This window comes from Pedococcus sp. P2_E4, from assembly GCF_056403935.1.
Map to the genome: position 1 here is coordinate 31418 of NZ_JBFUEO010000016.1, position 21736 is coordinate 53153.

22 protein-coding genes are annotated in these 21736 nt (G+C 71.6%); 15 read left to right on the forward strand and 7 right to left on the reverse strand.

Annotation, left to right across the window (positions count from 1 at the left end; all coding sequences use genetic code 11):
• The first annotated feature begins 67 nt into the window (after positions 1–67).
• Positions 68–517: an iron chaperone gene (locus tag AC1DV7_RS09775; protein WP_477596926.1), complete on the forward strand. Its 450-nt coding sequence runs from the start codon at positions 68–70 to the stop codon at positions 515–517.
• Positions 518–607: 90 nt separating this feature from the next.
• On the opposite strand, the gene AC1DV7_RS09780 is transcribed toward AC1DV7_RS09775, so the two are convergent.
• Positions 608–1543: an acyl-ACP desaturase gene (locus AC1DV7_RS09780; RefSeq protein ID WP_477596927.1), complete on the reverse strand. Its 936-nt coding sequence runs from the start codon at positions 1541–1543 to the stop codon at positions 608–610.
• 103 nt (positions 1544–1646) lie between these two features.
• On the opposite strand from AC1DV7_RS09780, the gene AC1DV7_RS09785 reads away from it, so the two are divergent.
• From AC1DV7_RS09785 to AC1DV7_RS09810, 6 genes are read left to right on the forward strand one after another with little or no spacing between them, the layout of a single operon-like run.
• Entirely contained in the window at positions 1647–1868 is a 222-nt protein-coding gene (locus AC1DV7_RS09785) for a DUF3046 domain-containing protein (RefSeq protein WP_477596928.1), read from the forward strand.
• Positions 1865–2896, forward strand: coding sequence for a nitronate monooxygenase (locus AC1DV7_RS09790; protein WP_477596929.1), 1032 nt, complete (start codon positions 1865–1867; stop codon positions 2894–2896). Before AC1DV7_RS09785 ends, AC1DV7_RS09790 begins: the two co-directional genes overlap by 4 nt.
• A 33-nt stretch (positions 2897–2929) precedes the next feature.
• On the forward strand, positions 2930–3880 hold the full coding sequence (locus AC1DV7_RS09795) for an ABC transporter ATP-binding protein (protein WP_477596930.1): 951 nt from the start codon (positions 2930–2932) through the stop codon (positions 3878–3880).
• Positions 3880–4776, forward strand: a complete 897-nt coding sequence (locus tag AC1DV7_RS09800; protein WP_477596931.1) for an ABC transporter permease — start codon at positions 3880–3882, stop codon at positions 4774–4776. The genes AC1DV7_RS09795 and AC1DV7_RS09800 overlap by 1 nt, the downstream gene beginning before the upstream one ends.
• Positions 4773–5630 carry an ABC transporter permease gene (locus AC1DV7_RS09805; protein WP_477596932.1) on the forward strand — a complete coding sequence of 286 codons (858 nt, stop codon included), beginning with the start codon at positions 4773–4775 and terminating at the stop codon, positions 5628–5630. Before AC1DV7_RS09800 ends, AC1DV7_RS09805 begins: the two co-directional genes overlap by 4 nt.
• Complete coding sequence (locus AC1DV7_RS09810) at positions 5627–6091, forward strand: GNAT family N-acetyltransferase (protein WP_477596933.1); 465 nt, start codon at positions 5627–5629, stop codon at positions 6089–6091. The genes AC1DV7_RS09805 and AC1DV7_RS09810 overlap by 4 nt, the downstream gene beginning before the upstream one ends.
• Before the next feature lie 11 nt (positions 6092–6102).
• On the opposite strand, the gene AC1DV7_RS09815 is transcribed toward AC1DV7_RS09810, so the two are convergent.
• Both AC1DV7_RS09815 and AC1DV7_RS09820 read right to left on the reverse strand, forming a co-directional pair.
• Positions 6103–8622: a caspase, EACC1-associated type gene (locus AC1DV7_RS09815; RefSeq protein WP_477596934.1), complete on the reverse strand. Its 2520-nt coding sequence runs from the start codon at positions 8620–8622 to the stop codon at positions 6103–6105.
• A 9-nt stretch (positions 8623–8631) separates the two neighbouring features.
• Complete coding sequence (locus tag AC1DV7_RS09820) at positions 8632–9006, reverse strand: effector-associated constant component EACC1 (RefSeq protein ID WP_477596935.1); 375 nt, start codon at positions 9004–9006, stop codon at positions 8632–8634.
• Between the two features lie 271 nt (positions 9007–9277).
• Here AC1DV7_RS09820 and recA point away from each other — a divergent pair, with 271 nt between their 5' ends.
• Together recA and AC1DV7_RS09830 are read left to right on the forward strand one after the other, a co-directional pair.
• On the forward strand, positions 9278–10339 hold the full coding sequence (recA, locus tag AC1DV7_RS09825) for a recombinase RecA (protein WP_477596936.1): 1062 nt from the start codon (positions 9278–9280) through the stop codon (positions 10337–10339).
• Positions 10340–10369: 30 nt separating this feature from the next.
• Positions 10370–11014, forward strand: coding sequence for a regulatory protein RecX (locus tag AC1DV7_RS09830; RefSeq protein ID WP_477596937.1), 645 nt, complete (start codon positions 10370–10372; stop codon positions 11012–11014).
• A 59-nt stretch (positions 11015–11073) separates the two neighbouring features.
• Here the strand turns inward: AC1DV7_RS09830 and AC1DV7_RS09835 are convergent, their stop codons facing one another.
• On the reverse strand, positions 11074–11727 hold the full coding sequence (locus AC1DV7_RS09835; RefSeq protein ID WP_477596938.1) for a YceI family protein: 654 nt from the start codon (positions 11725–11727) through the stop codon (positions 11074–11076).
• Between the two features lie 178 nt (positions 11728–11905).
• Here AC1DV7_RS09835 and miaB point away from each other — a divergent pair, with 178 nt between their 5' ends.
• On the forward strand, positions 11906–13489 hold the full coding sequence (gene miaB, locus AC1DV7_RS09840) for a tRNA (N6-isopentenyl adenosine(37)-C2)-methylthiotransferase MiaB (protein ID WP_477596939.1): 1584 nt from the start codon (positions 11906–11908) through the stop codon (positions 13487–13489).
• Positions 13490–13554: 65 nt separating this feature from the next.
• Here the strand turns inward: miaB and AC1DV7_RS09845 are convergent, their stop codons facing one another.
• Entirely contained in the window at positions 13555–13887 is a 333-nt protein-coding gene (locus AC1DV7_RS09845; protein ID WP_477596940.1) for a hypothetical protein, read from the reverse strand.
• A gap of 135 nt (positions 13888–14022) precedes the next feature.
• Here AC1DV7_RS09845 and def point away from each other — a divergent pair, with 135 nt between their 5' ends.
• Genes def through dapF form a run of 3 tightly spaced genes read left to right on the forward strand, consistent with a single transcriptional unit; the run spans position 14023 to position 16455 of the window.
• Positions 14023–14640 carry a peptide deformylase gene (gene def / locus AC1DV7_RS09850; protein ID WP_477596941.1) on the forward strand — a complete coding sequence of 206 codons (618 nt, stop codon included), beginning with the start codon at positions 14023–14025 and terminating at the stop codon, positions 14638–14640.
• 2 nt (positions 14641–14642) lie between these two features.
• Entirely contained in the window at positions 14643–15596 is a 954-nt protein-coding gene (gene miaA / locus AC1DV7_RS09855) for a tRNA (adenosine(37)-N6)-dimethylallyltransferase MiaA (protein WP_477596942.1), read from the forward strand.
• On the forward strand, positions 15589–16455 hold the full coding sequence (dapF, locus tag AC1DV7_RS09860) for a diaminopimelate epimerase (RefSeq protein ID WP_477596943.1): 867 nt from the start codon (positions 15589–15591) through the stop codon (positions 16453–16455). The genes miaA and dapF overlap by 8 nt, the downstream gene beginning before the upstream one ends.
• Here dapF and AC1DV7_RS09865 read toward each other — a convergent pair.
• Positions 16392–17126, reverse strand: a complete 735-nt coding sequence (locus AC1DV7_RS09865; protein ID WP_477596944.1) for a class I SAM-dependent methyltransferase — start codon at positions 17124–17126, stop codon at positions 16392–16394. The genes dapF and AC1DV7_RS09865 overlap by 64 nt on opposite strands.
• 72 nt (positions 17127–17198) lie before the next feature.
• Here AC1DV7_RS09865 and hflX point away from each other — a divergent pair, with 72 nt between their 5' ends.
• Both hflX and AC1DV7_RS09875 read left to right on the forward strand, forming a co-directional pair.
• The gene (gene hflX / locus AC1DV7_RS09870; protein ID WP_477596945.1) at positions 17199–18650 is read left to right on the forward strand and encodes a GTPase HflX; all 1452 of its coding nucleotides are present in this window, start codon (positions 17199–17201) and stop codon (positions 18648–18650) included.
• Positions 18651–18660: 10 nt separating this feature from the next.
• Entirely contained in the window at positions 18661–19125 is a 465-nt protein-coding gene (locus AC1DV7_RS09875; RefSeq protein ID WP_477596946.1) for a GNAT family N-acetyltransferase, read from the forward strand.
• 29 nt (positions 19126–19154) lie between these two features.
• Here the strand turns inward: AC1DV7_RS09875 and AC1DV7_RS09880 are convergent, their stop codons facing one another.
• Positions 19155–21707: a DEAD/DEAH box helicase gene (locus AC1DV7_RS09880; protein WP_477596947.1), complete on the reverse strand. Its 2553-nt coding sequence runs from the start codon at positions 21705–21707 to the stop codon at positions 19155–19157.
• Positions 21708–21736 lie beyond the last annotated feature (29 nt).

Genomic DNA, 21736 nt, shown 5'->3' on the forward strand with positions numbered 1-21736 from the left:
TAGCCTTGGGGCATCAGCCCGGCACCGCGCCGAGGCGGCAGACTCCGAGAAGGGGAGGCGAGGGACCATGCCCGCCACCAAGGACCAGACCGTGACCGAAGGCTTCAGTGCGCAGGAGCGCGCCGCCATGAAGGAGCGCGCCGCCGAGCTGCGCGCCGAGGGCAGGAAGGGCGCCAAGAAGGCCGACGGCCTGCAGGCAGTCCTCGACAGCATCGCCGAGATGTCGCCGGAGGACCGCGCGCTGGCCGAGCGGGTGCACGTCACGGTGACCACCCACGCGCCGGAGCTGTCACCCAAGACCTGGTACGGCATGCCCGCCTACGCGGACGAGGACGGCAAGGTCGTCCTGTTCTTCCAGAACGCGGGCAAGTTCAACTACCGCTACGCGACGCTGGGCTTCCAGGACGCCGCGAACCTCGACGACGGCGACGTGTGGCCGATCGCCTACGCCCTCCAGGCGTGGACGCCCACCGTCGAGAAGAAGGTCGTGGAGCTGGTCGAGGCCGCCGTCTCCTGACCGCGGGGGAGCGGCGCTGGCCGACGCGTCGCACTAGGCGCACCCCCCGGTCGCACGAGGCGCACCCCCCGCGTGACCGGGCCAGCGGGACTACGCCTCCTGGCGGGCGGCCAGCTTCGCCGCGCGCTCCTCACGCCGGGCGACGAAACGAGCTGCCTCCTTGTCGAGGGAGGCGACAGCGGCAGCGAGCTCGTCACGGGCCTGCTCACCGTCGGCGTCGAGGCCTTCGAGGTCCCAGACCCCCCACTGCCGCAGCAGGGGCTCCACGATGTCGTCGTGGTGGATACGAAGGTCGTAGATGCCCGCCAACGCCATCTGGGCCGCCTTGCGGCCGAAGTTGGGGATGATCGCGCCGGGCATCTGGAACGAGACGACCTCCTCGGTGATCGCGCGCATGGTCTGGCTCGGTGTCAGCTCCAACGCCGCCTGCACGAGGTTCCGGTAGAAGATCATGTGCAGGTTCTCGTCCTTGGCGACCCGCGTGAGCAGCTTCTCGGCGATCGGCTCCTGCGTGTAGCGGCCGGTGTTCCGGTGTGACACACGGGTGGCCAGCTCCTGGAACGACACGTACGCACAGATGTTGAGCAGCTGCTTCTCTCCCACGTCGTAGCCGGTCTCCATCGTGTCCATCCGGGCACGCTCGAGCTCGTCGGGGTCGACGCCACGAGTGACGAGCAGGTAGTCGCGGATGCAGAACGCGTGCCGTCCCTCCTCGGCGGTCCACCGGTTGACCCACGTTCCCCACGCGCTGTCGCGCCCGAACGCCTGGTCGATCACCCTGTGGTAGCTCGGCAGGTTGTCCTCGGTCAGGAGGTTGACCTCCAGGGCCGTCCTCGCGATCGGCGAGAGCTGCGACTGGTCCGCCGACCACGGGTCGCCCCCCAGGTCGGCGAAGTCACGCCCCAGCGACCAGGGGACGTACTCGTGCGGCATCCACTCCTGCGCGGCCCCGATGTGACGGTTGAGGTTCTCCTCGACCACCGGTTCGAGAGCGGCGAGCAGCTGGGCGCTGTCCAGTGTGGACATGGGGGTCTCCTCTGTGACGAACGCGCCGGTCGCGCCCACCACCCTGCCTACACCCTCAGCGCCCGCGGAGCCATAGGGAGCCGCGCCTGCCTAGACTCACCCCGTGCGCATCAGCAAGTTCTGGGACCTCATGAACGACGAGTTCGGCGACGCCTATGCGTCCTCGCTCGCGCGGGGACACAACCTGCACGCCCTGGGTGACGTGACCGTCCTCGAGGCCCTGGAGCGCGGCGACTCCCCGCGCACCATCTGGCTGGCCCTGTGCGACGACATGGACGTCCCCGAGTCCCGGCGCCTCGGGGTCGACCGCAGGCCGGTGCGGTGACCCGCATCGACTGGGCCGCCCACCCGGTCGTGCTCGCCCCGATGGCGGGCGGGCCCAGCACCACCGAGCTCGCGGCTGCTGCGTCCGGGGCGGGTGCCTTTGCGTTCCTCGCTGGTGCCTACCTGTCGCCGGAGCGCCTCCGCGAGGACGTCGCAGCCCTGCGTGCCGCGACGTCGGATCCCTTCGGTGTCAACGTCTTTGCGCCGTCCCCTGACCTCCCAGCCCTGGTGGGCGAGGCCGCGGTGTATGCCGAACTGCTGGGTCCGTGGGCGGCCGACGCCGGGGTCGAGCTGGGCCGGCCCCGCTGGGACGACGACTTCTTCGACGCCAAGGTCGACCTGCTCGTCGAGCTGGCTCCTGCGGTCGTCAGCTTTGCGTTCGCGTGGCCGCCGGCCGAGGTCGTCGACCGCCTCCAGGCCGCCGGCGTCGAGGTGTGGGTCACGGTCAACGAGGCCACCGAGGTGCAGTGGGCGCAGGAGCTCGGCGTCGACGGGCTCGTGGCCCAGGGGTGGGAGGCCGGCGGCCACCGCGGCGGCCCCGTCGACACCGGCCTCGAGCAGCCCGCCCTCCCTGAGTTGCTGGCTGCCCTGACCGCCGCGACGGATCTGCCGGTCATCGCGGCCGGTGGCCTCATGTCGGGGAGGGACGTCGCGGACGTCCTCGCCTCCGGTGCCGTGGCCGCCGCCCTGGGCACCGCCTTCCTGCGCTGCCCGGAGGCCGGCACGGCGGACGTGCACCGCCACGCCCTGGTGCACCGCACCGGCACCACCGTGACGCGGGCCCTCACGGGCCGCAGCGCCCGCGCGCTCAACACCACCTGGGTCGAGCTGTTCAGCGAGGCCGCGCCCGCGGCATACCCGCACGTCCACCACGTGACCGCCCCGCTCCGGGCGCACGGCAAGGCGACGGGGGAGGCCGAGCTCGTGCACCTCTGGGCGGGGACGGGGCACACGCGGGCGAGGGACCTCCCCGCGGCCGAGCTGGTCCGGACCCTGCTCGACGAGCTGGCCCACGCCAAAAGGGGATGAGCGGCGTCGGTCGTGGTCGGTAGCGTGGCGACGGTGACCGACACCCTGCCCGGCAACCCGCCCGAGATCCTGCTGAGCGCCACCGGGCTGACCAAGGCCTTCGGTGAGTTCACCGCAGTCGACGGCATCGACTTCGCGGTCAGCAAGGGCGAGTGCTTCGGCTTCCTGGGCCCGAACGGCGCCGGGAAGTCCTCGACCATGCGCATGGTCGGCTGCGTGTCGCCGGTGACCTCCGGCGAGCTCCGGTTGTTCGGGCAGGACCCTGCGACGCACGGACCGGCGATCCGGGCCCGGCTGGGCAGCTGCCCCCAGAGCGACACCCTCGACGAGGAGCTCACCGTCCAGGAGAACCTCTGGGTCTACGGGCGCTACTTCGGCCTGTCGCGCAAGGAGGTTCGGGTCCGCGCGAGCGAGCTGCTCGAGTTCGCGCAGCTGACCGACCGCGCCAAGGACAAGGTCGAGCCGCTGTCCGGGGGCATGAAGCGACGCCTCACCATCGCCCGCTCGCTCATCAACTCGCCCGAGATCCTGCTGCTCGACGAGCCGACGACGGGTCTCGACCCGCAGGCCCGACATGTGTTGTGGGACAGGCTCTTTCGACTCAAGAGGTCCGGCGTGACCCTCGTCCTCACGACCCACTACATGGACGAGGCGGAGCAGCTCTGCGACCGGCTCGTGGTCATGGACCACGGGCGGATCGTGGCCGAGGGGTCGCCGCGCTCCCTCATCGACGAGCACTCCACGCGCGAGGTGCTCGAGCTGCGCTTCGACGCCGAGGACCACAAGGACTGGGCCGAGCAGGTGACCGGCATCGGTGAGCGGGTCGAGGTCCTGCCGGACCGGCTCCTCGTCTACGCGGACGACGGCGACGAGGCTGCGGCCGTCGTGCACTCCCGCGGCATCGAGCCGTTGTCCTCGCTCGTGCGTCGCGCGACCCTCGAGGACGTGTTCCTGCACCTCACCGGCCGGACGCTGGTGGACTGATGACGGCCGCCCCCGTCCCGAACCCGAGCCGGGGCCCTGCTCCCGGCGATGGTGCGCGCACCGGGTCCGCGTCCGGCGTCCCCGCGGCGGGCCGGGCCGAGCACGGCGTCCGGCCGCCCTTGGCGACGGGCGAGCGAGTTCTCGCGGTCCTGGGCTACTTCGCGACCGTCTACAGGCGCACCTGGCGCGCCAGCCTCGTCGGCCGGTTCCTGTCGCCGTTGTTCTACCTGCTGGCCATGGGGGTCGGGCTCGGCTCGCTCGTCGACGCCAGGGCCGGGGGAGTCGACGGCCTGCCCTACCTGCAGTTCGTCGTCCCCGCGATCGTCGCCACCCAGTCGATGTGGGTCGCGATGGGGGAGTCGACCTACCTGGTGCTCGGCTACATCAAGTGGAACATGGGCTACCACGCGATGCTCGCGACGCCGATGACCGTGCGCGACGTGCTCCGCGGCCACTTCCTGGCGGTGGCGGCGCACCTCACGACGGCGACCGTGATCTTCATGGCGGTGGCCTCGCTGTTCGGTGGCTTCGGGTCGGTCGGCGCAGCGTTCTGCCTGCCGATCGCGGTCCTCACCGGGATGGCCTTTGTGACCCCGATCTTCGCCTTCACGGCGAGGCAGGACGGCGACGACGGGTTCAACATCCTTTTCCGCTGGGTCGTCACGCCGTTGATGCTGTTCTCCGGGACCTTCTTCCCGGTCGAGCAGCTCCCCGGCTGGATGCAGCCGATCGCGTGGGTCACCCCGCTGTGGCACGGCGTCGAGGCGTGYCGGGACGTGGCCACGGGTGCGGTGGTGTGGCTGCCGTTCGTGGGTCACCTGCTGGTGCTGGGCGCCTACGTCTCGGTGGGCTGGTGGCTCGCGGAGCGCTCCTTCGCGAAGAGGCTGGTCCCGTGAGCACCTCGACGTCCCAGTCCAGCCACGCGCCGGGGTCGGCCCGCGCGTCCGCCTCGTCCCGGCTCGCCCGCCTCGTGCCGATGCCCGCCGGGGCCGGGCTGGCGCGGATGCTCGTCGAGCGCAACATCACCTCGTTCCGGCACGGCTGGATCGCCCTCGTGACGGGTTTCGCCGAACCGGTGTTCTACCTGTTCTCGCTCGGGGTGGGCATCGGTGCCCTGGTGCACACCGTCACCACCGACTCCGGTGCGGTGGTGTCCTACCCCCAGTTCGTGGCGCCCGCGCTGCTGGCGGCGTCCGCGATGAACGGTGCGGTGTTCGACTCGACGTTCAACGTCTTCTTCAAGCTGCGCTACGCCAAGCTCTACGACGCCGTGCTGGCCACGCCCATGGGGCCGCGCGACATCGCCGTGGGCGAGATCTCCTGGTCGCTGATGCGGGGCGCCATGTACTCGGCGGCCTTCCTGGTCGTGGCGGTGCTGGCGGGTGCGGTCACGTCGTGGTGGGCCGTCCTGGCGCTGCCGGCTGCGGTCTTCATCGGTTTCGCCTTCGCGGCCGTCGGCATGTTCGCCACGACGTTCATGCGCTCGTGGGTGGACTTCGACTTCATCAACCTCAGCGTGCAGCCGATGTTCCTGTTCTCCGCCACCTTCTTCCCGCTGTCCACCTATCCCGAGGCCCTGCAGTGGGTCGTCCGGTGCACGCCGCTCTACCACGGCGTGGCCCTGGAGCGGGCGCTCATGCTGGGTGACGTCGGGTGGGGTGTCCTGGGGCACCTCGGCTACCTGCTCGGAATCGGGCTCCTGGGCGTCGTCGGCACGGCCCGGCGCCTCGAGAAGCTGCTGCTGTCATGAGCGACCCCGACCTGCACGTGCTCTCGGCGGGCTTCGACGAGCTGCGCGGGCACACCGCATACCGGCTCTGGGCCCTGCGCTCGGAGGTCTTCGTCGTCGAGCAGGCGGCGGCCTACCTCGACCTCGACGGACGCGACCTCGAGCCCGGCACCCGCCACCTGTGGGTCGAGGCAGACGGCATCCCCGTGGCGACCCTGCGGGTGCTGGACGACGGCGACGCGTGGCGCATCGGCCGGGTGGCGACCGCGCGGTCGCACCGAGGCCGCGGGCTGGCGGCGGCCCTGGTGCGGGCCGCGGTGGGGGAGTACGCCGGGCGGCCGGTCGTCCTCGACGCGCAGTCCTACCTCACCGGCTGGTACACCGCCCTCGGCTTCGTCGTCGACGGCGCCGAGTTCGTCGACGAGGACGGCATCCCGCACACGCCGATGCGCAGGTCGCCGGACTGGCTGACGCCGGACTAGCTGACGCCGGACTAGCTGACGCCGGGCTGGCCGTCTGCCGGGGTGCCGTCACCCGGGGCGGCGTCGGCATGGACCCACGGCCGGTTGACAGCGGCCACCACGGCCAGCGCGGCGAGGGCAAGCAGGACGTAGGGAACCCCGAGCAAGGGTGCTCCGAAGTACGTGAGCAGCCGCCAGTACGCCACGACGATGCCGACCGCGCCGAGGGTCCACCCCAGCAGGGCGAACCGGGCCACGGCACCAGGCCGCAGCATGGCGGCGAGCACCGCCACGGCCACGACCATGACCACCATCGCGACGTCGTGGATGGCGTCCCCGACCTTGGACCCCTCCCAGTTCAGCTGCGCGACGCGAAGGAAGGGAACCGCCGCCAGGACGGCCACCGGCACGGTCAGGGCGACGGCCCCACCGGCCGGGCGGGTGATGGACAGGTCGTGCTGGCGCCGCAGGCAGACGAGCGCGGCCACCCCCGCGGCCACCAGCCCGACGAGGCCGAAGAGCTCGAGGAAGAACCCGCTGTCCAGGGCGCTGGTGCCCTCCCGGTTCCAGATGCGAGGCAGGTCCCAGAGCCCCCAGAGTGCGTCGGTCGCCGCGCCCACCACCAGGGCCGGTCCCACGTGCGGCCACCGCCGCAGGCGGAGCGTGAGGATGCCTGCCGCCAGGCCCACGAGTCCGGGGAAGATCCAGGCCCACACGAGGTACGGCTCGACCAGGGCCTGTTGGTCGTGCATGAAGCGCACCGCGAAGGTCGCCGCGAGCATCGTCCCCGCGGACGCCAGGGCCCCGTGCCCGACCAGCCGGGTCAACGCCGTCGGTGCGGCAGGACGAGGGTCGGTCGGGTCCACCCGCTGTTGCAGTCCGACCACCGCGACGACTCCGCCCGCGATGGTGGTCAGGCCGCCGGCCAAGGCGACCCAGACGCCGAGCTGGAGGTCGCTGGAACCGAGGTCGGACGTCGCATCGAGGAGCAGCACCACGCCGACCGCGGCGAGGACGCCCGTGCCGATCACGAGGAAGGGCCAGCGGTCGCGCAGCGGGTTGGGCGCCAGGGCGGCGAAGCCGGACCCGACGCCGTAGAGCCCCACGACGAGCAGCACGATGCCAAGCCACCCCTTGAAGCCGAAGACGGTGCCGCCCCAGACGAACTCGGGGAGCAGGGCCGACCCGAGGACCAGGGCGCCGCCTGTGAGGGTGGTCCGACCGGCGGTGGTGCGGTGCCCGGGGACGCGAGTCGTCGGCACCGGTCCGGCCTCAGACACGGTCGTGTCCGTATGGCGCGGGGTCGCCTCCCGGGGCTGGGTGGCCTTGCGGGTCGACGTGGGTTCAGGCGTGGGGGTGGCCTCGGGCGCCCGGGTGACCTCGGACGCCGGCGCAGGTGCGGGGGCCGCAGTGGGGACGGCCAGGAACGCCGGCGCGGAAGCGGTCGCTCCCGGCTCCACTGCCACGGGCGAGGTCTCGGCCCGGGGCGGGGCGCTGGCCGCCGTGGAGGTGTCGGCCCCGGTGGAGGTGTCGGCGCCGGTCAGGTCAGGGGCGGTTTCGGCGACGGCAGGGGCGGCAGCCAGGGCGTCCAGGGCCGCCTCCGCGACATAGGACGTGTCGGAGCGGGCGACCGCCTCCAGGGCTTCGCGCGCGCCGAGAGCGACCCCGGGGTCGGGGCTCGCCAGCCGGGCCCGCAGCTCGCCGACGGCGCCGAGCCGGGTGTACATGTTGCCGTCCTGCACGGCTGCCTGCAGGTCTGCGGGCAGCGGGATGGGCCGGATGCGCTTGCGGCGGCTGCGAGCCACGTAGAGCTCACCCTGCAGCTCGATGTCCCGGCTGGGGGTCTGGTTGGGGTTCTGCGCCCGCACCTGGTCGAACACGTAGTCGTAGAGCTCGTTCAGCGAGACCAGGCCGTCCTCGTCACGGTCTGCGGCCCCCGTGCTGAGGCCCTCCACCAGGGCCGTCGTGAAGACGGAGGGCTGCCGCTGGTCGGCCGTCGCGAGTGCGCTGCCCTCGAAGGCGTACTCCATCGCGCTGGACGCGGTGATCACGGCCCGTCCCCGGCCGCCACCGAGCTTGCCGGCCGGGAAGCTGTCGAGCACGTTGGCCGGCCCCGCGGCCCGGACCGCGACGCCCTCGCCGAAGGCCCCGCCGTAGCAGCAGTCGAGGAAGAGCACGATGCTGCGCGCCCGCGAGCCCCGCATGCAGCGCTGCACGAAGTCTGCGGACACGGCGGTGGAGGCGAGCCGGTCCGGCCGGGTGTTGGTGGCCGCGAAGAACAGCTCGCCCGAGTCGCTCTTGAGGCCGTGCCCGGAGAAGTGCAGCAGCAGGAGGTCGTCCGGCCGACCCTCGGCGAAGAGGTCCTCGACGTGGGCCTGGACCGTGTGCGAGGGCGAGTTGTGCACGACCTGCACCTGGAAGCCACCGATGTCGGGGTCGCCGAGGACGGCGGCGAGAGCCTCGGCGTCGGCGGCCGGCGCCTGCAACCGGCCCAGCCCGGTGTGCTCGAACTCGTCGCTCGCGACGATCAGGGCGGTCCGCCGGCCGTCCACCACGACCCCCTAGCCGGCGTGCCGGGTGAGGAACATCGAGACCAGCCGGTCGCGCTCGGCGGTGCTGGCCCCGGACAGCTCGAGCACGTCGCCGTCGACCTCGACCTTGATGCTGCGGGGGCTCTCGTGCCCCCGGTCGACCCAGGCGCGCACCGCGGTGACCAGAGCGGTCAGCCCACCGGAGCCGAGCAGGGCCACGGACAGGGTGCTCACCGTGGTGGCGTCGAGACCCCTCGAACCCGGGGGAGCGGGCTGTGCGGGTCCCTGCCGGACGTCGGTGAGGTCGAGCTGGCGCAGCTCGTCGCGCAGTTGACGGCTCAGCTGGTCGAGGCGGGCGTCGTCGGCTCCGCCCTCGGCCAGGGTGAGGTGAACTCTGGGCTCCATCGCCCGCCCCTCTCGGTCCATCCCTGCACCGGAAATGCTACTGCCGGGGGACCCGGCGTGTCGTGCCCCGCGTTGCGCGGAGATCGAACAGGTGTTCGGTAGTGTGGTCCACAGGTGGAAACCCGACAGGACCTCCGTCCACAGATGCCCTTCGGCGTCCGGACGGCTGTCGGTGGCCACACCTAGCGTCTGACCCGACAAGCAGATCAGCTGCCCCAGGGTCGAAGGCAGGCGCGCCCGACTCGAAGCGAAAGAAGGAACGGTGGCCAAAATGGCTGGAGCGAACACACCCACTGTGGACCAGAAGGCAAAGTCCCTCGACAGCGTGATGGGGCAGATCGAGAAGTCGTTCGGCAAGGGCGCCGTCATGCGCCTCGGCGACGACGTCCGTCCGCCCATCGACGTGATCCCCACCGGGTCGATCGCGCTCGACGTGGCGCTCGGCATCGGCGGGCTCCCGCGTGGCCGGGTCGTCGAGATCTACGGCCCGGAGTCCTCGGGCAAGACGACGGTTGCGCTGCACGCCGTGGCCAGCGCCCAGCGCGCCGGCGGCATCGCCGCGTTCATCGACGCCGAGCACGCGCTCGACCCCGACTACGCCAAGAAGCTCGGGGTCGACACCGACGCGCTGCTCGTCAGCCAGCCCGACACGGGCGAGCAGGCGCTCGAGATCGCCGACATGCTGATCCGTTCCGGAGCCATCGACATCATCGTCATCGACTCGGTCGCCGCCCTGGTGCCCCGGGCCGAGATCGAGGGCGAGATGGGTGACAGCCACGTCGGTCTGCAGGCGCGCCTCATGTCACAGGCGCTGCGCAAGCTCACCGGTGCCCTCAACAACACGGGCACGACGGCCATCTTCATCAACCAGCTCCGCGAGAAGATCGGCGTCATGTTCGGCTCGCCCGAGACGACCACGGGTGGCAAGGCGCTGAAGTTCTACGCCTCCGTGCGCCTGGACGTGCGTCGCATCGAGACCCTCAAGGACGGCAGCGACCCCGTGGGCAACCGCACCAGGGTCAAGGTCGTCAAGAACAAGGTGGCTCCGCCGTTCAAGCAGGCCGAGTTCGACATCCTCTACGGCCAGGGCATCTCCCGCGAGGGTGGGCTCATCGACATGGGGGTGGAGCAGGGCTTCGTCCGCAAGGCCGGCGCCTGGTACACCTACGACGGCGACCAGCTCGGGCAGGGCAAGGAGAATGCCCGGCAGTTCCTCAAGGACAACCCCGACCTCGGCAACGAGATCGAGAAGAAGATCAAGGAAAAGCTCGGCATCGGTCCCCAGGTCGACAAGCCGGCCGACGCGGTCCCTGAGGTGCCGGTCGAGTTCTGAGCACAGCTCGAGCGACCTCTCTGATCACGCATGACTGATCGACACGACGCGGCCAGGGCTGCCTTCGAGGCGGCCTTGGCCGCGACGTCGTCACCCGATCCGCAGCCCGGGTCAGGGGGCTCGGCACGCCCGCGCGCGTGGCAGCCCATCCCCGGTGACCCCGAGAGTGACCCCAAGACGCGCGACCACGAGCCCGACGCGTATGACGTCGCTCGCCAGATCGTGCTGCGCCAGCTCGCGATGTCGCCCAAGAGCCGCAAGCAGCTGCGCGACAAGCTGCGCCAGCGCAACTGCCCCGACGAGGTGGCCGAGGCGGTGCTCGACCGGATGACCGAGCTCGGCCTGGTCGACGACGAGGCGTATGCCGGCATGCTGGTGCGTTCCCAACAGGCCGGTCGCGGCCTGGCCAAGCGCGCCCTGGCCCGCGAGCTGCACACCAAGGGGGTCGACGACGAGACCGCCCGGGCCACGCTCGAGTCCATCGACCCCGACGCAGAGCGTGAGCAGGCCGAGCGGTTGGTCGCCAAGCGGCTCAAGGCGATGCACGGTCTCGAGCCGGTGGTGCAGACCCGGCGCCTGGCCGGCATGCTCGCCCGCAAGGGCTACCCGGCCGACCTGGCGATGGCGGTCATCCGGGCCGCGATCGCGGACGCCCCCGAGCACCAGCGCGACTGAGCCCGCCCCGGGGTTGGGACGGGCTCAGGATGCTGCGGTGCGCCAATGGGCGCGAGGGCTCAGCCCTGGGCGATGGCCGAGATGTCGAACTCGAGCTTGACCTTCTCGCTCACCAGGACGCCACCGGTCTCGAGGGCGGCGTTGAAGGCCAGGCCCCAGTCGGAGCGGTTGATGGTGACGCCACCCTCGAAGCCGATCCGCAGGTTGCCGTAGGGGTCCTTGGCGGAGCCGGTCTGCTCGAACGGCACGGTCACGGAGCGCGTGACGTCGTTGATCGTCAGGTCGCCGGTGATGTCCCAGTCGGTCCCGTTCTGCGAGACCGCGGACGACACGAAGGTGATGGTCGGGTACGCCGCGACGTCGAAGAAGTCCCCGGTCTTGAGGTGACCGTCGCGCTGCTCGTTGCCCGTGGTGACGCTGGCCGCCTGGATCGTCACGATGACCGACGAGTTGGCCGGGTTGACGGTGTCGACGTGCGCGGTGCCCTCGAACTCGGCGAAGGTGCCGCGCACGGTGGTGACCATCGCGTGGCGGGCCGAGAAGCCGAGGTGGCTGTGGCTGGCGTCGATGACGTAGTCGCCCGCGATGTCGGACACGGCGTGGGTCGCCGCGTCGAAGTCGCGCTCGAGCAGCGCCGTGCCGACACCCGACGGGGCGGGAGCGATGGCGGGGGAGGCCGGGGCGGAGGTGCTGCGGCGGCTGAAGAGACCCATGGGGTGCGTCCTTTGGTGGTGGGGATGTTGGTTGAAGTTTCAACTAAAAGATGTCACGGATCATTCCCGCCGTCAAATCGGGTGGCTCCGCGGCCTGCAGGACGGGCCAACCACGCCAGGCAGGCACGGCCGAGCCCGGCACCGGGGGGAGGGCGGACCACGTACCCTTGGCGGTGCCATGAAGACCGCGACCACGCCCGCCGCCACCGCCACCGCCGCCCCCGGCTCCGCCATCGGCAGCACGACCGGCCCCGCCATCGCCGGCAAGACGTATGACGTCCGCACCCACGGGTGCCAGATGAACGTCCACGACTCCGAGCGCCTGGCTGGCCTGCTCGAGACCGCGGGTTACGTGGACGTGAACAGCCTGCCGGCGCAGGTCCGCCCCGAGGCCGCCGACGTGGTCGTGTTCAACACCTGCGCGGTCCGGGAGAACGCCGACAACAAGCTGTACGGCAACCTCGGCCAGCTGCGCCCGGCCAAGACGAAGAACCCGGACATGCAGATCGCCGTGGGTGGCTGCATGGCCCAGAAGGACCGGTCGACCATCGTCGCGCGGGCGCCGTGGGTGGACGTGGTGTTCGGGACCAACAACATCGGCAGCTTGCCTGCGCTGCTCGACCGGGCCCGCCACAACAAGCGCGCCGAGGTCGAGATCCTCGAGAGCCTCGAGGTCTTCCCCAGCACGCTCCCGACGCGCCGCGACTCCGCCTACGCCGGCTGGGTCTCGATCTCGGTGGGGTGCAACAACACCTGCACGTTCTGCATCGTCCCCAGCCTGCGCGGCAAGGAGGCCGACCGGCGACCCGGTGACGTCCTCGCCGAGGTGCAGGCGCTCGTCGACCAGGGCGTGCTCGAGGTGACCCTGCTGGGTCAGAACGTCAACACCTACGGCGTCGAGTTCGGCGACCGGCTGGCGTTCGGCAAGCTCCTGCGCGCCTGTGGCGACGTCGAGGGCCTCGAGCGGGTGCGCTTCACCAGCCCGCACCCGGCGGCCTTCACCGACGACGTGATCACCGCGATGGCCCAGACGCCCAACGTCATGCCGAGCCTGCACATGCCGTTGCAGTCGGGGTCCGACACCGTGCTCCGCGCCATGAAGCGGTCCTACCGCAGCGCCAAGTTCCTCGGGATCATCGACCGGGTCCGTGAGCAGATTCCCGACGCGGCGATCACCACCGACATCATCGTCGGCTTCCCTGGTGAGACGGACGCGGACTTCGAGGAGACGCTGCGGGTCGTCCGCGAGTCCCGCTTCTCGAGTGCCTTCACCTTCCAGTACTCCATCCGGCCGGGGACGCCGGCGGCGACGATGCCGGACCAGCTGCCGAAGGCCGTCGTGCAGGAGCGGTACGAGCGGTTGATCGAGGTGCAGGAGGAGATCTCCTGGGCCGAGAACCGCCGGCTCGAGGGCCGCGAGGTCGAGGTGCTCGTGGCAACCGGTGAGGGCCGCAAGGACACCGAGACGCACCGCCTCTCCGGCCGTGCCCGCGACAACCGGCTGGTCCACTTCTCCGTCCCCGAGGGCGCCGAGCAGCCGCGTCCGGGTGACCTGGTCACCGTCGGGGTCACCTACGGAGCCCCGCACCACCTCGTGGCCGATGCGGCCCTGGACGGCGGCCCGTACGCCGTGCGCCGGACTCGCGGGGGCGACGCCTGGGCGGCGCTGCAGGACGCGCCCGTGCCCGGCAAGCCGGCCGTCTCGCTCGGGATGCCGGGGGTCGGGCGGCCCGCCACCGTCGCCGCGCCGTCCTGCGGCTGACGGCTGCCCGCCGCGCACGGGGGCCGCGCCACCTGACCAGGGGACGCGGCTCCGGCGTGACCGGGTCAGCCGTTCTCGGCGTCGTCCGCGTCACTGCCAGCCGAGGTGTTGCCGTCGGTGGTGTCCTGCTCGGAGCCGAACTCGCCGGTCTCGCCTCCGAACGCGGAGTCGCTCTCACCCTCTGGAGGGCTGCCGGCATCGGAGCCGTCACCCGGTGACTCGAACTCGGTCACGACGTCGGTGGGGCCGAAGCTGTCGGCGCCCTCGGTGGTGCCGGCACCGAGGCCCGAGTCCGACCCCTGCATCCCCTCCGACCCCTGCGTCCCCTCGGAGTCTGCGGTCGCTTCGCCAGGCTGCTCGTCCTGTGCGTCCTCGGGCTCGTTGTCGATCTCGCTCATGCTGATCTCCTCACGTCGGTGGTCCACGTCGCGACGTGCCCGGCTCCACACGCCGCATCGTCATGTTCACGCAGGTCAGGGACTTGCGCCACCCGAGACTGCGGCGGCCACAGGGCGTCTGGGAGACTGCTCACCATGACCATCCGCCCCATCGTCATCACCGGTGAGCCCGTGCTCCACCGGCGCGCGGAGCCCGTCGCGGCGTTCGACGGAGACCTGCACAGCCTCGTGGCAGACATGTTCGACACCATGGACGCCGCCCACGGCGTCGGCCTGGCCGCACCCCAGATCGGGGTCGGCCTGCGCGTCTTCACGTGGCAGATGGACAACGACGACGGCGTCCCCGCACGCGGCGTGATCGTGAACCCGTACGTCGCCCCGAGCAAGCCGTCGCTCGAGGCCCCGGACCCGCACGACGAGGCCGAGGGTTGCCTGTCGGTGCCGGGTGAGAGCTTCCCGCTCAAGCGCGGTGACAGGGCCAGCGTGAGCGGCTTCGATGCCGAGGGTCGCGAGATCGCCTTCGAGGCGACGGGCTGGTTCGCGCGCTGCATGCAGCACGAGTACGACCACCTCAACGGGTTCCTGTACGTCGACCGGCTCAACGAGCGGTGGGGCAAGAAGGCCCGCAAGGCGATCAAGCGCGGCGGCTGGGGCAAGCCCGGCCTCACCTGGATGCCCGGCGTCGACCCCGACCCGTTCGGCCACGACGACGAGCACGACGAGGGCCCGGACCACCACCAGCACGACCTCTAGGCATGCGGCCCCAGCAGGCTGAGCAGGTCGCGCGACCCCTCGTCGTGGCGGTCGTGGGCGCGACGGCCACCGGCAAGTCCGACCTCGGCCTCGACCTGGCCGAGGCCCTCGGTGGAGAGATCGTCAACGCCGACGCCAGCCAGCTCTACTCGGGGATGGACATCGGGACCGCCAAGCTCCCACCCCGCGAGCGCCGCGGCATACCGCACCACCAGCTGGACGTGCTGGAGGTGACCCAGGAGGCGAGCGTGGCCGCCTACCAGGCGGCCGCGCGGGCCGACATCGCGGCGATCCAGTCGCGCGGCGCCCACCCCGTGCTCGTGGGCGGGTCGGGACTCTACGTCCGGGCCGCGCTCGACGTGCTCGACATCCCGCCGACCGACCCCACGGTCCGGAGCCGGCTGGAAGGCGAGGTCGAGCAGCTCGGTCTCGCCTCGATGGTGGAGCGACTGCGCGGCCTCGACCCCGTGGCGGCGGGCGCCATCGACCCCGGCAACGCGCGCCGGGTCGTGCGTGCCCTCGAGGTCATCGAGCTCACCGGTCGGCCCTTCTCGGCCACGATGCCGCGCCGGGAGCACGTCCAGCCGACGGTCGTCGTCGGGCTGCGGGTGCCCAGGCCGGTGCTCGACGAGCGCATCGGGGCACGGGTGGACCGGATGTGGGCCGACGGGCTGCTCGACGAGGTGCGAGCCCTCGAGGCGAGGGGGCTGCGGGACGGTCGCACGGCGTCGCGCGCCCTGGGCTACGCGCAGGCACTGGGCGAGCTCGACGGCACGCTGACGGGCAGCCAGGCCCGCGAGGAGACGGCCGCGCTCACGCGCCGTTTCGCCCGCCGGCAGGAGTCGTGGTTCGGCCCCGACCCGCGGGTCGTCTGGCTCGACCTCGCGGGCGACGTGTCCGCGCGAGCCCTCGACGTCGTGCGCGCGGCGATCAGGGACAATGATCGCCATGGCTGACCAGACCGCCTTCACCAAGGGCCACGGCACCGAGAACGACTTCGTGCTCCTGCCCGACCTCGAGGGCGCCCACGAGCTCACCGCCGAGCAGGCGGCCCGGCTCGCAGACCGACGCGCCGGCATCGGCGGTGACGGCGTCATCCGGGTGGTCCCCACCTCGGCCGCGACCGACCCGGCGGTGCTCGCCCAGGCCAGCACGGCGCGCTGGTTCATGGACTACCGCAACGCCGACGGCGGCCTCGCGGAGATGTGCGGCAACGGCACCCGCGTCTTCGCGGCCTACCTGCGGCGCGAGGGCCTCGAGACGGCTGACGAGTTCGCGATCGCGACCCGGGCCGGCGTCAAGACCGTGCGGTTCGAGGACGGCAGCGACCTCATCGCGGTCAACCTCGGCCCGTGGCGCCTCGGTCAGCCGCAGATCGCGGAGGCCGAGGGGTTCGACGCGCTGGTCCACGTGGACGGCCTCGAGCCGCTCTCGGCGCTCAGCCTCGACCTCGGCAACCCGCACAGCGTCGTCGCCCTGCCCGAGGGCATCGACCTCGACTCGCTCGACCTGCACCGCATCCCGGTCGTCAACCCGGTGCCCGACCACGGCACCAACGTCGAGTTCGTCCGTCCCCTCGGCTCCGGTCACATCCGGATGCGTGTCCACGAGCGGGGCGTGGGCGAGACCCGGTCGTGCGGCACCGGCGCGGCCGCCGCTGCGCTCGCCACCCGGTACTGGGCTGGTGGGCACGGCGACACCTGGACGGTGGACGTTCCCGGCGGACGACTGCGCGTGCGGGCGCTGCCCGGTCAGGAGGTCGAGCTGGCCGGCCCCGCCAGGTTGGTCGCCGACGGGGTCACCTCGCTCGTCTGAGGGTCTCCAAGGGGGTTCCCGAGAGGGTCGACGAGAGGGTCCACGAGGGGCTCGGCAGAGAGGCGCTCGACGGCGAGGATCCGGAAGCCCTTGTCCGTCGCGAACCGCGACACGGCATATGCCTGCGGCGGCAGCTGGTCCACCAACCACCGCTGGAGGGAGTCCGAGCCCAGGTTCTTCTGCACCACCAGGTGGGCCACGCCCCCGACAGCGAGGCGCGGCAGCCAGGTGAGCATCAGCTCGTGAAGGACGGCCTTGCCCACCCGGATCGGCGGGTTCGACCAGATCGCGTCGAACCGCACGTGCTCGGGTATGCCGTCCGGCGTGGTGGCGACCACCCGGTCCAGTCCCAGCGAGGCCGCGTTGGTGCGCACCAGGTCGAGCGACCGCTCGTTGACGTCCACGGCATACACCTGCGCCTGGGGTGACAGCAGGCCGAGGGTGAGGGCGATCGGACCCCACCCACAGCCCAGGTCGAGCAGGGCGCCCTGTGGCGGCGGTGGTGGCACGTGGCGCAGCAGGACCGCCGTCCCCTTGTCGAGGCCGCCGGGGCTGAACACGCCGCCCGCCGTGCGCACAGTGACCTCTCGACCGGCCAGCTGCAGGGTGAGGGGGCGCTGCTCGGCGGCGCTGGCCGGACGGGCCGTGAAGTAGTGGTCGCTCTCGCTCATCAGGGGCAACGGTAGTGGTGGGGACTAAACGGTTCGCGACAACCGTTGCAGAGGTGAGATTCTTGAGGGGACATGACACTGAAGCGAACAGACATCTTCGACCTGAGGGCCACCGCCCTGTCCGACGACCAGGACCTGCCCGGAGCCGCAGGAGCCGGCTACGACGGCGACCAGTACGACCGCGAGGAGCGCGCTGCGCTGCGTCGCGTCGCGGGGCTGTCCACCGAGCTCGAGGACATCACCGAGGTCGAGTACCGCCAGCTGCGCCTCGAGCGGGTGGTCCTGGCCGCCGTGTGGACCGAGGGCACTGCCGAGGACGCCGACAACTCGATGCGTGAGCTCGCGGCGCTGGCCGAGACGGCCGGCTCGACGGTGCTCGCTGGTCTCGTGCAGCGCCGTGCCAAGCCCGACACCGGCACCTACCTCGGGTCCGGCAAGGCCGAGGAGCTGCGCGACGTCGTCATCGCCGAGGGCGCCGACACCGTCATCTGCGACACCGAGCTCACGCCCAGCCAGCGACGCGCCCTCGAGGACGTCGTCAAGGTCAAGGTCATCGACCGCACCGCGCTGATCCTCGACATCTTCGCCCAGCACGCCAAGTCCAAGGAGGGCAAGGCCCAGGTCGAGCTGGCCCAGCTCCAGTACCTCCTCCCGCGCCTGCGCGGCTGGGGTGAGTCGATGTCCCGGCAGGCCGGTGGCCAGGCGGCCGGCGGCCAGGGCATGGGCTCCCGCGGTCCCGGTGAGACCAAGATCGAGCTCGATCGGCGGCGCATCAACACGCGCATGGCCAAGCTCCGCCGCGAGATCAAGGAGATGAAGACGAGTCGCGACACCCGTCGCCTCTCGCGCAAGGCCCACGAGGTGCCGAGCGTGGCCATCGCGGGCTACACCAACGCCGGCAAGTCCTCGCTGCTCAACCGCCTGACCGGTGCCGGGGTGCTCGTCGAGAACCAGCTCTTCGCCACGCTGGACCCGACCGTGCGCCGTGCCGAGACCGAGGACGGGCGGCTCTACACGCTCGCCGACACCGTCGGCTTCGTCCGCCAGCTGCCGACGCAGCTGGTCGAGGCGTTCCGGTCGACCCTGGAGGAGGTGGCCGACGCCGACCTGCTGCTGCACGTCGTCGACGGTTCGCACCCGGATCCCGAGGGACAGATCACCGCCGTGCGCGCCGTGCTCGCCGATGTCGATGCCGCCGACGTCAAGGAGGTCATCGTCGTCAACAAGGCCGACGCGGCCGACCCCGAGGTGCTCGACCGGATCCTGCGCCATGAGCGGCACAGCATCGTCGTGTCGGCGCGTACGGGTCAGGGGCTCGACGAGCTGCGGGCCCTGATCGCCGACGAGCTGCCGCGGCCGACCATCGACGTCGAGGTGCTCGTGCCCTACGACCGCGGAGACCTCGTCAGCCGCCTGCACGACGAGGCCGAGGTCCTGTCGAGCGAGCACACGGGCGCAGGCACGCTGCTCAAGGCCAGGGTGCGCCCCGACCTGGCGAGCGAGCTCGCCGCCTACGCCGCCTGACCTCCGCGCCATGGAGATCAGGCAGGGCGGGCTCGACACCCCCGAGGTCGCGGCGTTGCTGGGGGAGCACCTCGACGAGATGCGCCGCTACTCGCCGCCCGAGAGCGTGCATGCCCTCGGCCTCGACCGCCTGGGTACCCCTGACCTCACCTTCTGGAGCGTGTGGGACGGCTCGGACGTGCTGGGGTGCGGTGCGCTGCGCGAGCTCGACCCGACGCACGGCGAGCTCAAGTCGATGCGGACCGCCGCGGCGCACCGTCGTCGTGGCGTCGCCGCGGCGCTGCTCGAGCACCTCGTCGCCGAGGCGCGCTCGCGCGGCTACGCGAGGGTGAGCCTCGAGACCGGCTCGCCCGAGGCGTTCGCCCCGGCCCAGGCCCTCTACGCCGGTTACGGCTTCAGGGCCTGTGGCCCCTTCGGCCCGTATGCCGCGGACGACTTCAGCGTGTTCATGACCCTCGACCTGTCGCCTCGCTGAACCGAGCCTGAGCCGGTCCTGTCGACGGCTCAGAGGCGGCGGAACGCGGTCGTCTCCACGACGGGCTCGCCGGCCTCGTCGGACGCGTCGAGGTCCACGACGGCCTCGACGACCCAGTCGTGGTCGCCCTCGGGGTCGTGGACCGTCTGACGGGCCTGCCACCGCCGAGCGCCCTGCACCGGGCTGATGGAGAGCAGGTGTGGTCCGCGGGCCTCGGCGTCCGTGGCGATGGTGTCGTGGTCGGCGTAGTAGGCGCCGAGCGCCTCGTCCCACGCCGCCTCGTCCATGGGTCCCTCGTCGAGGGCGGCCAGCGCCACGAACTCGTCGCGGCTGGCCAGCTCGATGCGACGGAACATCGCGTTGCGGACCATGACCCGAAATGCCCTCTCGTTGGCCGTGATCGGGCGGGTCGGTCGCGTCCCGCCGTGGGCGTGCAGGCCCTCCAGCTCCTCGAGCCGCTCCTGCGCGTCGGGGTCGGACAGCGCCTCCCACTCGTCGAGCAGGGACGAGTCGGTCTGCCGGATCGTCTCGCCGAGCCACTCGAACAGGTCGTCGAAGGCCTCGCTGTGGTGCGCGTCGGGGACCGTCTGTCGCAGCGTCCGGTAGGCATCGGTGAGGTAGCGCAGGACCAGCCCCTCCGACCGGGACAGTCCGTAGAAGGCCACGAACTCGGAGAAGGTCATGGCGCGCTCGTACATGTCGCGCACGACCGACTTGGGCGACAGGGCCGACTCGCTGACCCACGGGTGGCTCTGCCGGAAGATCTCGAAGGTCGCCTCGAGCAGGTCGCGCAGCGGCATCGGCCAGCTGACGTCCTCGAGCAGGGTCATCCGCTCCTCGTACTCGACGCCGTCGGCCTTCATCTCGGCCACCGCCTCGCCGCGGGCCTTGAAGGCCTGTGCCATCAGCACCTGGCGGGGGTCGTCGAGCACCGCCTCGATGATCGAGACGATATCGAGCGCGTGGCTCGGGGAGTCGGGATCGAGCACGTCGAGAGCCGCCAGGGCGAGCGGGGCGAGCGCCTGGTTGAGGGCGAAGTCGTCGGAGACGTCGGGGCTGAGGCGGACCGAGCGACCGTCGGCCGCCGGCGGTGAGATCCGTTGCACCACACCGGTGTCGAGCAGGCTGCGACCCAGGGTGATGGCGCGGCGTGCCAGCCGGGCCTGTCCGCGTGGTGCCTCGTGGTTGTCCCGGAGCAGGTGGCGCAGGGACTGCACCGGGTCACCCGGTCGCTGCACGACGTTGAGGATCATGGCGTGGTCGACCCGCATGCGGGAGACGAGGGGCTCCGGCTCGGCGGCGACGAGCTTGTCGTAGGTCTGCTCGGTCCACGAGACCTCGCCGTCCGCGGGCTTGCGACGCTGGATCTTCTTGAGCTTCTTGGGGTCGTCACCGGCCTTGGCGACGAGCCGAGCGTTCTCGATCACGTGCTCCGGCGCCTGCACCACGACAGACCCACTCGTGTCGAAGCCCGCCCGCCCCGCGCGGCCCGCGATCTGGTGGAACTCGCGAGCCTTGAGCACCCGCTGCCGGCTCCCGTCGAACTTCACCAGCCCGGTGAACAGCACCGTCCGGATCGGCACGTTGATGCCGACGCCGAGTGTGTCGGTCCCGCAGATGACCTTGAGCAGTCCGTCCTGGGCCAGCTGCTCCACGAGCCGCCGGTAGCGCGGCAGCATCCCCGCGTGGTGCACGCCGATGCCCGCGCGGACCAACGTGGACAGGGTCCGGCCGAAGCCCGCGGTGAAGCGGAAGCCGCCGATCCGGGCCGCGATCGCCTCCTTGTCGGGCTTGAGGACTCCCTTCAGCTGGAGCAACGCCTGGGCCTGCTCCAGCGCGGCGGCCTGGGTGAAGTGGACGACGTAGACCGGCGCCTGCCGGGTCGTCAGCAGCTCCTCGATCGTCTCGGGGAGGGGGGTGAGGGCCCACGAGAAGCCGAGCGGCACGGGCCGCTCGGTCCCCGTGACGTATGCCGTGCTCCGCCCGGTCCGTCGCTCGAGGTCCTCACCGATCGGGGTGACGTCGCCGAGGGTCGCGGACATGAGGACGAACTGCGCCTGCGGGAGCTCCAGCAGCGGCACCTGCCACGCCCACCCCCGGTCCGGCTCGGCGTAGAAGTGGAACTCGTCCATGATGACGAGCCCCACGTCGGCGTCGCGGCCCTCGCGCAGGGCGATGTTGGCCAGGATCTCGGCCGTGCAGCAGATGATCGGGGCGTCGGGGTTCACCGAGGCGTCGCCGGTCAGCATGCCGACTTCGGAGGCGCCGAAGACCTCGCAGAGGGCGAAGAACTTCTCGCTCACCAGGGCCTTGATCGGCGCGGTGTAGAAGCTGACCCGGTCGCTCGCGAGGGCCGCGAGGTGCGCCCCGGTGGCGACCAGGGACTTGCCCGACCCGGTCGGGGTGGACAGGACGACGTTCTCCCCGGCCAGGAGGGCGACCAGCGCCTCGTCCTGGTGGGGGTACAACGGGGTCCCGCGCTCCTGCGCCCACCCCGCGAACGCGTCATACACGTCGTCGGCGGAGGCGCCGACCCGCACGAGGTCGGCGAGCAGGGTGGGGGCAGCGGCGGGGGAGGTCATCGCGTGCATCCTCGCACCCGGACACCCGG

Coding starts and splice junctions, on each gene's coding strand:
- AC1DV7_RS09775 (WP_477596926.1), top strand. CDS start 68: ATGCCCGCCACCAAGGACCAGACCGTGACCGAAGGCTTCAGTGCGCAG.
- AC1DV7_RS09780 (WP_477596927.1), bottom strand. CDS start 1,543: ATGTCCACACTGGACAGCGCCCAGCTGCTCGCCGCTCTCGAACCGGTG.
- AC1DV7_RS09810 (WP_477596933.1), top strand. CDS start 5,627: ATGAGCGACCCCGACCTGCACGTGCTCTCGGCGGGCTTCGACGAGCTG.
- AC1DV7_RS09820 (WP_477596935.1), bottom strand. CDS start 9,006: ATGGAGCCCAGAGTTCACCTCACCCTGGCCGAGGGCGGAGCCGACGAC.
- recA (WP_477596936.1), top strand. CDS start 9,278: ATGGCTGGAGCGAACACACCCACTGTGGACCAGAAGGCAAAGTCCCTC.
- AC1DV7_RS09830 (WP_477596937.1), top strand. CDS start 10,370: ATGACTGATCGACACGACGCGGCCAGGGCTGCCTTCGAGGCGGCCTTG.
- AC1DV7_RS09835 (WP_477596938.1), bottom strand. CDS start 11,727: ATGGGTCTCTTCAGCCGCCGCAGCACCTCCGCCCCGGCCTCCCCCGCC.
- miaB (WP_477596939.1), top strand. CDS start 11,906: ATGAAGACCGCGACCACGCCCGCCGCCACCGCCACCGCCGCCCCCGGC.
- AC1DV7_RS09845 (WP_477596940.1), bottom strand. CDS start 13,887: ATGAGCGAGATCGACAACGAGCCCGAGGACGCACAGGACGAGCAGCCT.
- def (WP_477596941.1), top strand. CDS start 14,023: ATGACCATCCGCCCCATCGTCATCACCGGTGAGCCCGTGCTCCACCGG.
- miaA (WP_477596942.1), top strand. CDS start 14,643: ATGCGGCCCCAGCAGGCTGAGCAGGTCGCGCGACCCCTCGTCGTGGCG.
- dapF (WP_477596943.1), top strand. CDS start 15,589: ATGGCTGACCAGACCGCCTTCACCAAGGGCCACGGCACCGAGAACGAC.
- AC1DV7_RS09865 (WP_477596944.1), bottom strand. CDS start 17,126: ATGAGCGAGAGCGACCACTACTTCACGGCCCGTCCGGCCAGCGCCGCC.
- hflX (WP_477596945.1), top strand. CDS start 17,199: ATGACACTGAAGCGAACAGACATCTTCGACCTGAGGGCCACCGCCCTG.
- AC1DV7_RS09875 (WP_477596946.1), top strand. CDS start 18,661: ATGGAGATCAGGCAGGGCGGGCTCGACACCCCCGAGGTCGCGGCGTTG.
- AC1DV7_RS09880 (WP_477596947.1), bottom strand. CDS start 21,707: ATGACCTCCCCCGCCGCTGCCCCCACCCTGCTCGCCGACCTCGTGCGG.